Source organism: Pseudomonas sp. FG6 (genome assembly GCF_057809015.1).
The window spans coordinates 190,995-204,251 of sequence record NZ_JBMDJD010000004.1 but is presented as its reverse complement, the minus strand read 5'-3'; the positions used below and the strand labels follow the sequence as shown (position 1 = coordinate 204,251).

The 13,257-nt window shown below is 63.1% G+C and carries 10 protein-coding genes; 6 read left to right on the top strand and 4 right to left on the bottom strand.

Going from position 1 to position 13,257, the window contains the following annotated elements; translation table 11 throughout:
* Positions 1-24: 24 nt before the first annotated feature.
* Entirely contained in the window at positions 25-1,899 is a 1,875-nt protein-coding gene (locus tag ACODSJ_RS04505) for an EAL domain-containing protein (protein ID WP_489100573.1), read from the bottom strand.
* Positions 1,896-4,187 carry a GGDEF/EAL domain-containing response regulator gene (locus ACODSJ_RS04500; RefSeq protein ID WP_489100572.1) on the bottom strand — a complete coding sequence of 764 codons (2,292 nt, stop codon included), beginning with the start codon at positions 4,185-4,187 and terminating at the stop codon, positions 1,896-1,898. The genes ACODSJ_RS04505 and ACODSJ_RS04500 overlap by 4 nt, the downstream gene beginning before the upstream one ends.
* Positions 4,188-4,415: 228 nt before the next feature.
* On the opposite strand from ACODSJ_RS04500, the gene nosR reads away from it, so the two are divergent.
* The 4 genes from nosR to ACODSJ_RS04480 all read left to right on the top strand — a co-directional run bounded on the left by nosR (position 4,416) and on the right by ACODSJ_RS04480 (position 7,557).
* Positions 4,416-5,780, top strand: coding sequence for a response regulator c-di-GMP phosphodiesterase, NosR family (gene nosR, locus ACODSJ_RS04495; protein ID WP_489100571.1), 1,365 nt, complete (start codon positions 4,416-4,418; stop codon positions 5,778-5,780).
* A 210-nt stretch (positions 5,781-5,990) separates the two neighbouring features.
* A complete protein-coding gene (locus ACODSJ_RS04490) occupies positions 5,991-6,407 on the top strand; it encodes an NUDIX hydrolase (RefSeq protein WP_489100570.1) in 417 nt (138 codons plus the stop codon).
* 17 nt (positions 6,408-6,424) lie between these two features.
* Positions 6,425-7,063: a LysE family translocator gene (locus ACODSJ_RS04485; protein WP_489100569.1), complete on the top strand. Its 639-nt coding sequence runs from the start codon at positions 6,425-6,427 to the stop codon at positions 7,061-7,063.
* Positions 7,060-7,557 (top strand): GNAT family N-acetyltransferase, encoded by a 498-nt coding sequence (locus ACODSJ_RS04480; RefSeq protein WP_489100568.1) that lies wholly within the window; start codon positions 7,060-7,062, stop codon positions 7,555-7,557. Before ACODSJ_RS04485 ends, ACODSJ_RS04480 begins: the two co-directional genes overlap by 4 nt.
* Before the next feature lie 53 nt (positions 7,558-7,610).
* On the opposite strand, the gene metR is transcribed toward ACODSJ_RS04480, so the two are convergent.
* Entirely contained in the window at positions 7,611-8,528 is a 918-nt protein-coding gene (gene metR, locus ACODSJ_RS04475; protein ID WP_489100567.1) for a transcriptional regulator MetR, read from the bottom strand.
* A gap of 107 nt (positions 8,529-8,635) precedes the next feature.
* Here metR and metE point away from each other — a divergent pair, with 107 nt between their 5' ends.
* Together metE and ACODSJ_RS04465 are read left to right on the top strand one after the other, a co-directional pair.
* Positions 8,636-10,948: a 5-methyltetrahydropteroyltriglutamate--homocysteine S-methyltransferase gene (gene metE, locus ACODSJ_RS04470; protein WP_489100566.1), complete on the top strand. Its 2,313-nt coding sequence runs from the start codon at positions 8,636-8,638 to the stop codon at positions 10,946-10,948.
* A gap of 247 nt (positions 10,949-11,195) precedes the next feature.
* On the top strand, positions 11,196-12,215 hold the full coding sequence (locus tag ACODSJ_RS04465; protein WP_489100565.1) for an alpha/beta fold hydrolase: 1,020 nt from the start codon (positions 11,196-11,198) through the stop codon (positions 12,213-12,215).
* 13 nt (positions 12,216-12,228) lie between these two features.
* Here the strand turns inward: ACODSJ_RS04465 and ACODSJ_RS04460 are convergent, their stop codons facing one another.
* On the bottom strand, positions 12,229-13,158 hold the full coding sequence (locus tag ACODSJ_RS04460) for an AraC family transcriptional regulator (protein ID WP_489100564.1): 930 nt from the start codon (positions 13,156-13,158) through the stop codon (positions 12,229-12,231).
* Between the last annotated feature and the right edge of the window lie 99 nt (positions 13,159-13,257).

The window sequence follows — 13,257 nt, the reverse complement described above, 5'->3', positions numbered from 1 at the left end:
GTTTGGTTGATGACGCTCAGGTGCTCACGCAAACGGGTACTGGCGCTGCTCCCACTCGGTCATCCATTGGACGAAAGCCTGTGCCTCCACCGCCTTGCTGAAGTAGTAGCCCTGGGCCTCTTCGCACTGGTGCAGCTTGAGGAACTCCAGTTGCTCGGGGGTTTCCACGCCTTCGGCGATGATGTGCAGGTTCAGGCTCTTGCCCAGGCTGATGATGGTGCTCACCAGTTTGGCGTCGTTGCTGTCGATGCTCAGGTCACCGACGAACGACTGGTCGATCTTCAACACATCCACTGGAAATTTCTGCAGGTAGCTCAGGCTCGAATAGCCGGTGCCGAAGTCATCGATGGCCAGCCGTATCCCCAATTGCTTGATGGCCTTGAGGATGGCGACGGTGGTGTCGATGTTTTGCATGAGCACGCTTTCGGTGATCTCCAATTCCAATAATGTCGGGTCGAAGCCGATTTCCTTGAGCGTGCGGGCGATGCCTTCGACGAACCCGCGCTGGCGAAAATCGATGGCCGAGACGTTCACCGACAGGCACAGCGGGCGCATCCCCTGGGCTTGCCAGCGGCAGGCCTGCTGGCAGGCTTCCTGGAGCACCCACTGGCTCAGGGGCACGATCAGCCCGCTGTCTTCGGCCACGGGAATGAAGTCGGAGGGGTAGACCAGGCCGTAATCCGGCCGGTTCCAGCGCACCAGGGCCTCGACGCCGACCACCCGGCCGCTCGTCAGGTCCAGCTTGGGCTGGTAGTGCAGCACGAACTCCTTGCGTTGCAGGGCGAGCCGCAGGCCGGATTCGATGGTCTGCTGCTGGCGGGCCCGACGGTTCATGTCCTCGGTGAAAAAACGGTAGTCGTTGGGTCCGGTGTCCTTGACGTTGCGCATCGCCGTCTCGGCTTTCTTGATCAGCGCCACGGCATCGAAGCCGTCGGTGGGGTACACGCTGACACCCAGGCTCGCGGTGACGGTCAGGTCGTGGCCGTCGATGGGTTGCGGCGTACTGATGGCCGCCAGCAGTTTTTCCGCCACGCCCTTGGTCTGTTGCGGGTCGCTGACATCCCCCAGTACCACCACGAACTCATCGGAACCGTAGCGAAACACCGAGTCGGTTTCACGCACCACGGTGGCCAGGGTCCGCGCCACGCGCTTGAGCATTTCGTCGCCCACCGGGTGGCCGAGCGCGTTATTGATGCGCTTGAAGCGGTCCAGGCCGAGGAACATCACCGCCAGTTGCCGGTCATGCCGACGGCATTGGGCCATGGCCTGGGTCAGGCGGTCTCCGAGCAACATGCTGTTGGGCAACTCGGTGAGCACGTCGTATTGCAGCAGGTGGGAGACCTTGAGCAGTTCCTGGACGCGTTCTTCGATGGTGCGCTCCAGGCTGCGCATTTTGCGCGCCGCATCCTGGGCCAGTTGCCATTTCCAGGTCATGGCACTGGCCATCTGGCGGATTTCCAGGGTGTCGAACGGTTTCTTGAGGATCAGCAACTGATCGTCGAACTCGATCCGCTCGGACATGGTTTCCCAGGAGTAGTCGGAAAACGCCGTGCACAACGCGATTTGCAGCCGCGGGTCGGCCTTCCACATCTGCTCGATGGTTTGCAGGCCGTCCCAGCCCGGCGGCATGCGCATGTCGGCGAACACCAGCGCGTAGGGCTGGCCTTCGGCCTGGGCGCGCTTGACCAGTTCCAGCGCCTCTTCACCCTGGTAGGCCGAGTCGATCTGGAATTGCAGCCGGTTGACCTGCGGGGTACCGAACAGCAGGCTTTCGGTGTCGTCCAGCGAGTCATCGCTGCCCGCGCTGGGGCTGAGGATCTTGCGAAAGTCCTGGTGGATCGCCGGCGTGTCGTCCACCACCAGGATGCGCCGGTTGGCCGGTACCGACATGGGGTTCATGGGTTGCTCTCCGATAGCTGGCCTGTGGGCCTGGTCCAGTGGTTGGCCACGGGAACGATGGTGCCGGCCTTGAGCAGTTCGGCGGCCTGGCTGCTGTCGACCACGGTACTGAAGTAATGCCCCTGGGCCTGCATCGAGCCGCCGCTGGACATCAGCGTGGTGCGTTGCTCCTGGGTCTCGACACCCTCGGCAATGATGCCGATGCCCACATCCCGGGCGAAGTTGATGATGGCCCGCAACGTCGTGGCGTTCTCCGGATCGTCGTTGGCGCTGTCGAGGAACCGTTGCGCCAGCTTGAGGTGGTTGACCCGGTAGGTCTTGAGGTAATCGAACGAGGAGTACTCGGTGCCAAAATCGTCGATGGCGATCTGTACCCCCAGCTCACAGAGGCGCGGCAGCACGTCGTTGTGGGTCCACTTGGTCTGTGCCAGGGTGGCTTCGGTCACGTCGAAGCGCAGGTCCCAGGGCGCCAGTTCCCAGCGGGCGGTGGTGCGCAGCACGTCGTAGATCAGTTCGGGACCGGTCTTGAGCTGGGTCAGGGACAGGTCGATGGCAATCACCGGTGGCGCCATGCCCTGGTCGCGCCATTGGCGCATCTGCTGGCAGGCCTGGTCCAGCACCCAATGGCCGAGGCCGATGATGATGCCGGTCTTTTCTGCTGTCGGCATGAAGACCGACGGTTCCAGCCAGCCACGCTGTGGGTGTTTCCAACGTACCTGCACGCCCATGCCGAGGATCTTGCCGGTGCCCAGGTCGACTTCCGGCAGGTAATGCAATTGCAGCTCGTTGTTCTCGATGGCCTGGCGCAGGTCGTTGGCCAGGGTGACCCGGTCGGTGACCTCCTGGTTGATCTCCTCGTTATGGAAATGGTACTGGTTGCGGCCTTTTTCCTTGGAGCGGTACAGGGCCATGTCCGATTGCGCCATCAGGCTGTCGGCGCTCAGGCTCTGCGGGGTGTACAAGGCGATGCCGATGCTGACCGAGATGCGTACGTCGTTGCCGTCCAGGGAGTAGGGCGCCACCAGGACGTCGCGGATCTTGGCCGCCAGCGCGGCGCATTGGGTCGCTTCGTGGACGTCCAGTTGCAGGAGGGCGAACTCGTCGCCGCCCAGGCGCGCCACCACGTCGTTTTCCCGGGTGCAGGCCTTGATGCGGGTGGCGACTTCCTGCAACAGCAGGTCGCCGATGGGATGGCCCAGGGTGTCGTTGATCCGCTTGAAGTGGTCCAGGTCCAGGTAGAACATCGCGAACGGCGCCGCCCCTCGGCGAGCGGCGGCGAAGGCCTGGTGCAGGCGCTCGATCACCGTGGCCCGGTTGGCCAGCCCGGTCAGGGCGTCGGTGCGGGCCAGCAAGGCGATTTTCTCCTCGGCCAGCTTGCGCTCGGTGATGTCCAGGATGATGCCTTCCACCTCCAGCAGCAGGCCCTGTTCGTTGCGCACCGGAATGTAGCGGTTTTCCACCCAGCGGAACGTGTCGTCGCCGGTGCGCATGCGGAACTCGATGGAAGCCCCCGCGGTGTCGCGGTCCAGCACCCGGATCATGGCCTCCTGGACCTTGTCCTGGTCGTCGGGGTGGATCAGGGTTTGCGCCCAGTCCGGCGAACTGGTCAGTTGCGCCGCGACATGGCCGAACTTGGTGATGTTGTGGGAGATGTACATCAAGGCGAACGGCGGCTCGCCCCGCAGGCGATAGAGAATGGTCGGGCTGTTCTGCACGATGATGTTGGCGTCGGCCAGCTCGCGGGTGCGTTCCTCCACGGCCCGTTCGAGCATGTCCATCTTCAGCGCCGCGTCCTCGGTCATCTGCCATTTGACGGTCAAGGCGCTGGCCATCTGGCGAATCTCGATGGCATCGAAGGGTTTTTTCAGGATGAGCAGGCGATCGCCCAGCTCCAGGCGCTCGGAAATGTCTTCCCAGGAATAGTCCGAATACGCCGTGCACAGGGCCACTTGCAGCTTGGGATCGACGCGCCAGAGCCGCTCGATGGTTTCAAGGCCATCCCAGCCCGGCGGCATGCGCATGTCGATGAACGCCATGGCGTAGGGCTGCCCCTGGGCCAGTGCCGTCTCGACCTTGTTCAGCGCCTCCATGCCCTGGAAGGCCGAATCGAGCGCGAAGCTCTGGATGGACACCGCTACCGGCGCGCCGAACAGGGCCTCTTCGGCGCTGCTCAGGTTGTCTTCGGCGGTCACCTGCGGGCTGAGGATCTTGTGAAAATCGTCATGAATCGTCTGGGTGTCGTCGACGATCAGGATCCGCCGATTGGTTTTTTCCATCGGCAGGCTCATGGCCGTGCACCGTCGAGATGCTGACTATAGAACCCTGGAAACATCTGATATCCCTTTCGCTGGCATGAGTATTCTGGCCTGTACTTGGCCCTTCATGGGGTACAGCATAGTCGTCTCAACGGGATGCGCCTGGCGGATGATGGCAAATCGTATCTAAATTTCTGCAATCTACTAGCCTGTCATTTGGGGGTAGGGTAGAACAGTTGTCGTGAATAGGAGGGGGTTGCAATGGAAGATCAATCGCCGGACGTTCCGGTCAAGAAACCGACGGTGCTGTTGGTCGATGATGAAGAGCCGATTCTCAATAGCCTGCGTCGATTATTGCGCAGCCAGCCGTATGAGATCCTCGTCGCCGACAGTGGCGCCAAGGCCCTGGAAATCCTCAAGGAGCGGCCGGTCGACCTGGTGATGACCGATGCGCGCATGCCCAACATGGATGGCGCCACCTTGTTGGCGCAGATCCGCAAGCTCTACCCCTCGACCCTGCGCATCCTGCTCACCGGCTACGCCGACGTGGACATGATGACCAAGGCCATCAACGAAGGGGGGCTCTATCGTTACCTCAGCAAGCCGTGGAACGACGACGAGCTGGTGCAGGCGTTGCGCCAGGCCCTGGCCCACCAGCATTCGGAAAGCGAGCGCCAGCGCCTCGAAGCGTTGAACCGCGAGCAGAATCAGCAACTCAAGACCCTCAACACGACCCTGGAAAAACGCGTGGCGTCGCGCACCTCCGAGTTGCAGCAGACCGCCGACATGCTCGACCTGGCGTATGAAGAGCTCAAGCGCAGCTATGTCACCGGCACCGAGGTGTTCTCGCTGATCGCCAACCTGCGCCTGCCCAAGGCCAAGCAGACCAACCGGCAGATCATCGAATTGATCAGGGTCTACAGCCGCCTGCATTTTTTGGATGAGTCCACCGACCGCGACCTGACCATGGCCGCCGCGCTGTACAACATCGGCAAGCTGAGCTGGACAGACAACATGATGGTCACGCCGGCCGACATGCTCCACCACAACGAACTCGAGTTGTACCGGGCCTATCCGAAGCAGAGCGAATCGCTGCTGATGACCCTGGACCCGATGAAGGACGCGGCGCGCATCATTCTTCATCACCAGGAACGTTGGGACGGCAGCGGTTTCCCCGATCACCTCAAGGGCGAGGCGATTCCGTTCGGTTCGCGACTGTTGAAGCTGGCGGTGGACTTCATCGAGTTGCAGCGCGGGTTGATCCTGGAGCGGCAGATGAACAGCGATGAAGCGCTGGTCTACATCCGCAAGTACGCGGGCAAGCTCTACGACCCGGACATGATCGAGGACTTCATCAAGGCCTGTGGCGAGTACCTGGACGACGTGACGCTGTCCGACCCGACGGTCAAGGTCATGACCACCCGCGAACTGGCGGCCGGCATGGTCCTGGCGCGCAACCTCAACGCCGACAACGGCATGCTGCTGCTCAACGCCGGCAAGGTCATGAGCGCGCCCCTGATCGACAAGCTCATCGCCTTCGAAGCGATGGAAGGGGCGCGGTACAGCGTGTTCGTCAAGATTCCCGAAGAGGAGGATCCTTCGGTGCCCAAGCCGATGCTGGGGTGACCTGGATCTTCTGTGGGAGCGAGCTTTTGTGGGAGCCGAGCTTGCTCGCGATGAACGATGACGCGGTCCTGCAGTTGGACCGTGTCACCCCATCGCGAGCAAGTTCGCTCCTACAGGAGGATGCGTCGACCCTGGGATCAGGGCAGGCTTTGCTCACTTCGCCCCGCGCTGTAATCTCCCCGGCATTTCCCCCGCCGAGGCCTTGATCCCATGACCACTTCCCTCATTCGCATCGCCGCCGCCCTGCTGATCGGCGCGGACGGCCGGACGCTGTTGGTGCGCAAGCGCGGCACCCGGGCCTTCATGCAGCCGGGTGGCAAGATCGAGGCCCATGAACAACCGGTGCAGGCGTTGGCCCGTGAACTGGAAGAAGAGTTGGGGCTGCGCATCGACCCGACGCAGGCCCGCTACCTGGGGCTGTTCAGCGCTCCGGCGGCCAACGAGCCGGGGTTTACCGTGCAGGCCGAGGTGTTCTTGCTGGACATCGACGCGGCGGTTTCACCCGCTGCCGAAATTGAAGAAGTTCGCTGGATCGACCCGGCCACCGACGGCGATCTGTTCCTGGCACCGTTGACAGGCGAGGTGATCCTGCCGTTTTATCGGGCCAGACATTTGACCACCTGCTGACTCAAGGATTGATGCTCATGATTCCATTGCCGGACCTGTTGATTTTCGCCGCCGCCGCGCTGCTGATGGTGCTGACGCCCGGGCCGAACATGATCTACCTGATTTCCCGTTCGATCTGCCAGGGCCGCAAGGCCGGGGTCACCTCTCTGGTGGGCGTGGTGGCGGGCTTCTTCGTGCACGTGTTTGCCGCCGCCGCAGGGTTGACCGCAGTGTTCCTGGCGGTGCCCATGGCGTATGAGGCGTTGAAATGGGCCGGTGCGCTGTATTTGCTGTGGATGGCCTGGCAGGCGGTGAAGCCGGGGGCGCGCTCGCCCTTCGAGGCCCAGCAATTGCCGGAAGACTCGACGCGCAAGTTAATCACCATGGGGTTTCTGACCAGCGCGCTGAACCCGAAGATCGCGGTGTTCTATCTCTCGGTATTCCCGCAGTTCATCAGCCCGGAACACGGTTCGCTGTTCACCCAGAGCATCCTCCTGGGGCTGACCCAGATCAGCGTCAGTTTCAGCGTCAACCTGTTGATAGCCCTGTTCGCCGCCGGCATTGCCTCCTGGTTCGTGCACAACCCCACCTGGCTGGCGGCGCAGCGTTATTTCATGGGCTTTGTCCTCGGCGGATTGGCGTTGCGACTGATGCTTGAGCAACGGCGCACGGCGTGAACATTCGACGGTTGCGGGCCGGCGATGCCCCGGCGTATCGCGAGCTGATGCTCCAGGCGTACGCGCGGCATCCGCAGGCCTTCACCTCCAGCGTCAGCGAGCGGGCGGCGTTGCCGATCAACTGGTGGGAGTCACGCCTGGGCAGCCGGCTCGACGTACTGCTGGGCGCGTTTGTCGATCAAGCGCTGGTCGGCATCGTCGGCCTGGCCCTGGAACCCCGGGAAAAGGCCCGGCACAAGGCCTTGCTGTTCGGCATGTACGTCGATGAAACCCACCACCGCCAAGGGCTCGGCTATCAACTGCTGCAAGCCGCCCTCGACGAAGCCCGCCGCTATCCGTTCCTGCGCCTGGTGCAACTGACCGTCACCGCCGGCAACGACCCGGCGATCACGCTTTACCAGCGCTGCGGTTTCGCCCTTTATGGCCTTGAGCCGCAGGCGATATGCGTGGACGGCGAATACCTCGACAAGATCCTCATGTGGCTGGAGCTTTGACTCACCGCTATCCCAGGTTTTTTGTGGGAGCGAGCCTGCTTGCGATTGGGGTTTCACCGCACGGCACTGACCCCATCAAGTGTGGAAAACGACGTGTCCTTGGCCGTCAGCAAGAAGTCGCGCATGTACGGCGCGTCGAGCATGTCGGTGCGCACCGCCGCATACAGTGTGGCGAACAAGCCTTTCTCCCCCAGCCGCTTGGCCTTCACGTAGCCGCGTGAGCTGTACTCATGCAGCGCCCAGTGCGGCATGCCGCACACGCCACGGCCGCTGGCCACCAGTTGCATCATCATCACCGTCAGTTCGGAGGTGCGCACCTGGGCCGGTTCGATGTCGGCCGGTTCCAGGAAGCGGGTGAAGATGTCCAGCCGATCCCGTTCCACCGGGTAGGTGATCAGGGTTTCGCTGATCAAGTCCTCGGGCACGATGTACGGCTTGCTCGCCAGTCGATGCTGGTTCGCCACGGCCAACATCGCTTCGTAGGTGAACAACGGTACATAAGTGATGCCCGCCAGCTCCAACGGGTCGGAGGTCACCACCAGGTCCAGGTCGCCACGGGCCAGGGCCGGCAGTGGGGCGAAGGCGAAGCCCGAGGCCAGGTCCAGCTCGACTTCCGGCCAGGCATCGCGGAACTGGTCGATGGTGGGCATCAGCCATTGGAAGCAGCTGTGGCATTCGATGGCCATGTGCAGGCGCCCCGCCGTGCCGCCGGCCAGGCGGGCGATGTCCCGCTCGGCGCTGCGCAACAACGGCAGGGTGGTGTCGGCCAGTTGCAACAAGCGCAGGCCGGCGCTGGTGAACCGCACCGGTTTGGTCTTGCGCACGAACAGTTGCATGCCCAAGCGTTCTTCCAGCTCCTTGAACTGGTGAGAAAGGGCGGACTGGGTCAGGTGCAGGCGTTCGGCGGCTTCCACCAGGCTATCGGCTTCGCGCAGGGCGTGCAGGGTCTTGAGGTGTCGGAGTTCGAGCAAGGGGGTCTCCATGAGTGAAACTTGTGATCAACACGAAAATGTTGAGTTTGTCTCATGCGGGGCCGACTGTCGACAATAGCGACATCTTAGAGAGGAGGATGCATACCATGGCCCTGGCCCACACCTTAGGTTTTCCCCGCATCGGCGCAGACCGCGAACTGAAAAAAGCCCTCGAAGCCTATTGGAAGGGCGACCTGGCCCTGTCCGAGCTGCAAGCCGTCGGGCGCGAGCTGCGGGCCCGGCACTGGCAATTGCAGGAAGACGCCGGCATCGACCTGCTGCCCGTGGGCGATTTCGCCTGGTACGACCAGGTGCTCAGCCACACCTTGACCCTGGGCGCCGTTCCGCCACGCTTCCACGGTACGTTGGATGCACAGGGCCTGCCGACCCTGGACACGCTGTTCGCCATGGCCCGCGGTGCCACGGCGCCTTGCTGCGGTGCCGACCACGGCCAGACCCAGCATGCCCAGGAGCTGACCAAGTGGTTCGACACCAACTACCACTACCTGGTCCCGGAGTTCAGCGCTGACCAGACGTTCGCCCTGAGCTGGCAACAGCTGTTCGATGAAGTGGCCGAGGCCCAGGCCCTGGGCCATTCGGTCAAGCCGGTGATCATCGGTCCGCTGACCTATCTGTGGCTGGGCAAGGCCAAAGGTGGGGACTTCGACAAGCTCGACCTGCTTGAACGCCTGCTGCCGGTCTACGGTGAAATCCTCAACCGCCTCAAGGCCCAAGGCGTGGAGTGGGTGCAGATCGACGAGCCGATCCTCACCCTGGACCTGCCACAGGCCTGGAAAAACGCCTTCGAACGGGCTTACCACATCCTTCAATATTCGCCGCTGAAGAAACTTGTGGCGACCTACTTCAGTGGCCTGGAAGACAATCTCGGCCTGGCGGTCGGCCTGCCCGTGGATGGCTTGCACATCGACGCGGTGCGTGCGCCGGACCAACTGGGCCAGGTACTCGACCGCCTGCCCACCTACAAGATCCTCTCGGTGGGCCTGGTCAATGGCCGCAACGTCTGGCGCTGTGAGCTGGAACAGGCTCTGGCGCAGTTGCAACCGGCGCAGGAGCGCTTTGGCGATAACCTCTGGGTCAGCACCTCATGCTCGCTGCTGCACAGCCCGGTGGACCTGGAGCGCGAAGACCGGCTCGACCCCGAACTCAAGAGCTGGCTGGCCTTTGCGGTGCAGAAGTGCGGTGAAGTCGCGGTGTTGCGCGATGCGCTCAACGATCCACAGGCGCCGAGCGTACAGCGCGCCCTGGCCGACAGCCGTGAGATCCAGGCCAGTCGCGCCCGTTCGGCACGCATTCATAAACCGGCAGTCCAGGCCCGCCTGGCGGCGATCGGGCCGCAGGACAGCCAGCGGCACTCACCGTTTGCCAAGCGCATCGAATTGCAGCGCGCGGGGCTGAACCTGCCGGCTTTTCCAACGACGAGCATCGGCTCCTTCCCGCAGACATCGGCGATTCGCCTGGCACGCCAGGCCTACAAGCAAGGCAAGCTGTCGGCCAATGACTATCAGGACGCCATGCACACCGAGATCCGTCATGCCGTGCAGATCCAGGAGCGCCTGGGCCTCGATGTGCTGGTGCACGGTGAGGCGGAACGCAACGACATGGTGGAATACTTCGCCGAGCAACTGGACGGTTACGCCTTCACCCGCTTCGGCTGGGTGCAGAGCTACGGCTCGCGTTGTGTAAAACCGGCGATCATCTACGGCGACATCAGCCGACCGAAAGCCATGACGGTCGAGTGGATCCGCTATGCACAGAGCCTGACCGACAAAGTCATGAAAGGCATGCTCACCGGCCCCGTGACGATGCTGATGTGGTCGTTCCCCCGCGAAGACGTGTCGCGTCGGGTGCAGGCGCAGCAACTGGCCCTGGCCCTGCGTGACGAAGTGGTGGACCTGGAAAAGGCCGGGATCAAGATCGTGCAGATCGACGAAGCCGCCTTCCGCGAAGGCTTGCCGCTGCGCCGTAGCCAATGGCAGTCCTACCTGGACTGGGCGGTGGAGGCCTTCCGCCTGTGCGCCTCGGGCGTAGCTGACGAAACCCAGATCCACACCCACATGTGCTACAGCGAATTCAACGACGTGATCAAGGCCATCGCCGCCATGGATGCCGACGTCATCACCATCGAAACGTCGCGCTCGGACATGGAGCTGCTGGAGGCGTTCGAGGCGTTCGATTACCCCAACGACATTGGTCCGGGCGTCTATGACATCCACTCGCCGCGCGTGCCGGACACCGCCGAGATGGTGGCGTTGATGAGCAAGGCGGTGAAGCGGATCGCGCCCGAACGGCTGTGGGTCAACCCCGATTGCGGGTTGAAAACCCGGGGCTGGCAGGAGACGGAAGCGGCGTTGGTGAACATGGTGGCAGCGGCGCGGCAGTTGCGTAGCCAGTTGGCTTGAAGAAGCGGGTGCCGTGAGCCGGCACCTGTGCTGTGGGAGCAAAGCTTGCTCGCGATGCAGGCACCGCGATTACTGACAGATCGCGTTGGCTGCATCGCGAGCAAGCTTTGCTCCCACAGATGAAATTCTTCATCGCAAGAGACCACACGGCAATCTTCATCAAACTGTCACGCATTTGTGGCAGCGCGCTTGAACAAACTTCATCAGACTTGCGCTCTACTGGGGTTCTGCGTTTCGGTGTTTGTTCATGCGTGTATTCATTTTCCTGGCCGCGTTGTTGTTCGGCCTGCCGTCGATGGCGGCGTCTCGTTGTGATGTCAATGTCGCGACCCAACGGGTCGACCTGGACCAGGTAAGCCTGGCGTACCAGAGCGTTGGCCGTGCCTCGGATCCGGCCTTGCTGCTGGTGATGGGGCTGGGCGGGCAGTTGATCCATTGGCCGGACGAGGTGGTGATGGCCCTGTGCGAGCAGGGTTTCCGAGTGATCCGCTACGACAACCGGGACGTGGGCCTGTCGGCCTGGCGCCAGGCTCCCGGCAGCGCCAACCTGACTTTCGAAGCCTTGCGCTACAAGCTCGGCTTGCCCGTGGCTGCGCCTTATACCTTGACCGACATGGCCAACGACGGGCTGGGGCTGATGGACGCCTTGCAGGTGCAGCGCTTTCATGTACTGGGCGCGAGCATGGGCGGCATGATTGCCCAGCACATGGCCGCCATGGCGCCACAGCGGGTCGAAAGCCTGACGCTGATCATGACCAGTTCCGGTGCCGAAGGATTGCCGGCACCGAGTGCTGCGCTGGTGCAGTTGCTGTCGCGGCGCAGCGCGCCGAATCGCGAAGCGGCGCTGGAGCAGCAGGCCGATCTGCTGGCCGCCCTGGGCAGCCCCCTGGTGGTCGACGACCGCCAGGTGTTGCTGCATCAGGCCGCCGTCTCCTATGACCGCGCCTTCAACCCCGAAGGCGTGCAACGGCAGATCATGGCGATCATGGCCGAGCCGAGCCGGGTCGCGCTGCTCAATCAATTGCAGGTGCCAACCCTGGTGGTCCACGGCACCGCCGACCCGCTGTTGCCGGTGATGCACGGCGTGCACCTGGCTGCGCACATCCGTGGTAGCCAGTTGAAGCTGATCCCGGGCCTGGCCCATCGTTTCCAGGAAGCCTTCAAGGCGCCGCTGCTGGGGGCGGTGTTGCCCTACTTGCAGCAGCACCGCGAAGACACCTCCCACTGGGCGCAGATCGAGCCGGTGCAGGTGCCGAACCTGCTCTAGCTTTCGCTGTGGCTCAAACCGACAACCGCAACCGCGCCAGATCCCGCAACGGCGGGGCGCCGAACAGTCGGCTGTACTCACGGCTGAACTGCGAAGGGCTTTCATAACCCACCCGATACCCCGCCGCAGAAGCCTCCAACCCTTCGGCCAGCATCAGCCGCCGGGCTTCCTGCAGGCGCAGTTGCTTCTGGTATTGCAACGGGCTCATGGCGGTCATGGCCTTGAAGCGGTGGTGCAGCGTGGAAACGCTGAGGTTCACTTCTCGGGCCAGGTCATCGATGCGCAGCGGCTGCTCGAAATGGCCATTGAGCCATTTGATCGCCTGGCTGATGCGATGGCTCTGACTGTTGGCAATGGCGATTTCGTACAAACGGTAACCCTGGGGACTGCGCAACAGGCGATAGAGAATCTCCCGGCGTACCAGCGGCGCGAGCATGGCGATGTCTTTCGGGGTGTCGAGCAGCCGCGTCAGGCGCAGCACCGCGTCGAGCATCGGCGTGTCCAGCCGTTCGACGTAGAGGCCGCGCCCGGCGGGGCGGGTGGGCACCCCCAGCGGGCCGGCGTCGGCGATCAGGGCGGTGATTTCCGCCGGGTCGATGTCCAGGCGCAGGGCCAGGATCGGTTGCTCGGGCGAAACATCGGCGATGCAGCCGCTCAGGGGCATCGACACCGAGACCACCAGGTAGTGGAGCGGGTCGTAGTTGAACAACTCGTCCGCCAGGCGCACCTGCTTGCTGCCCTGGGCCATGATGCACAGCGCCGGTTGTGCGAGCACTGGGGCAAAATCATGGGGCTGGCTGTGGCGTGACAAGTTCAGCGAGCCGATGGCCGTGGCATAGCTGCCATCTTCGCAGGTGTTGCGGTCGATGATCGACGCCAGTTCGGCGCGTTGCTGTTCCAGGTAGGTGTCCAGCGGGAGGTGGGCGTGATCGAGTGGGGACATGCCGGAATCCTCGGATGATAAGGCTCAATGGACACAGCTTAAGTTTGTGCAAGGCCTGGCGTTAGTCACATCCTCTTGAAAGCTTGCCTGATCCTGCAC

Excerpts from the sequence above, each read along its gene's own strand:
- ACODSJ_RS04505 (WP_489100573.1), bottom strand. The coding sequence starts at position 1,899 with ATGAACCCCATGTCGGTACCGGCCAACCGGCGCATCCTGGTGGTGGAC.
- ACODSJ_RS04500 (WP_489100572.1), bottom strand. The coding sequence starts at position 4,187 with ATGAGCCTGCCGATGGAAAAAACCAATCGGCGGATCCTGATCGTCGAC.
- nosR (WP_489100571.1), top strand. The coding sequence starts at position 4,416 with ATGGAAGATCAATCGCCGGACGTTCCGGTCAAGAAACCGACGGTGCTG.
- ACODSJ_RS04490 (WP_489100570.1), top strand. The coding sequence starts at position 5,991 with ATGACCACTTCCCTCATTCGCATCGCCGCCGCCCTGCTGATCGGCGCG.
- ACODSJ_RS04485 (WP_489100569.1), top strand. The coding sequence starts at position 6,425 with ATGATTCCATTGCCGGACCTGTTGATTTTCGCCGCCGCCGCGCTGCTG.
- metE (WP_489100566.1), top strand. The coding sequence starts at position 8,636 with ATGGCCCTGGCCCACACCTTAGGTTTTCCCCGCATCGGCGCAGACCGC.
- ACODSJ_RS04465 (WP_489100565.1), top strand. The coding sequence starts at position 11,196 with ATGCGTGTATTCATTTTCCTGGCCGCGTTGTTGTTCGGCCTGCCGTCG.
- ACODSJ_RS04460 (WP_489100564.1), bottom strand. The coding sequence starts at position 13,158 with ATGTCCCCACTCGATCACGCCCACCTCCCGCTGGACACCTACCTGGAA.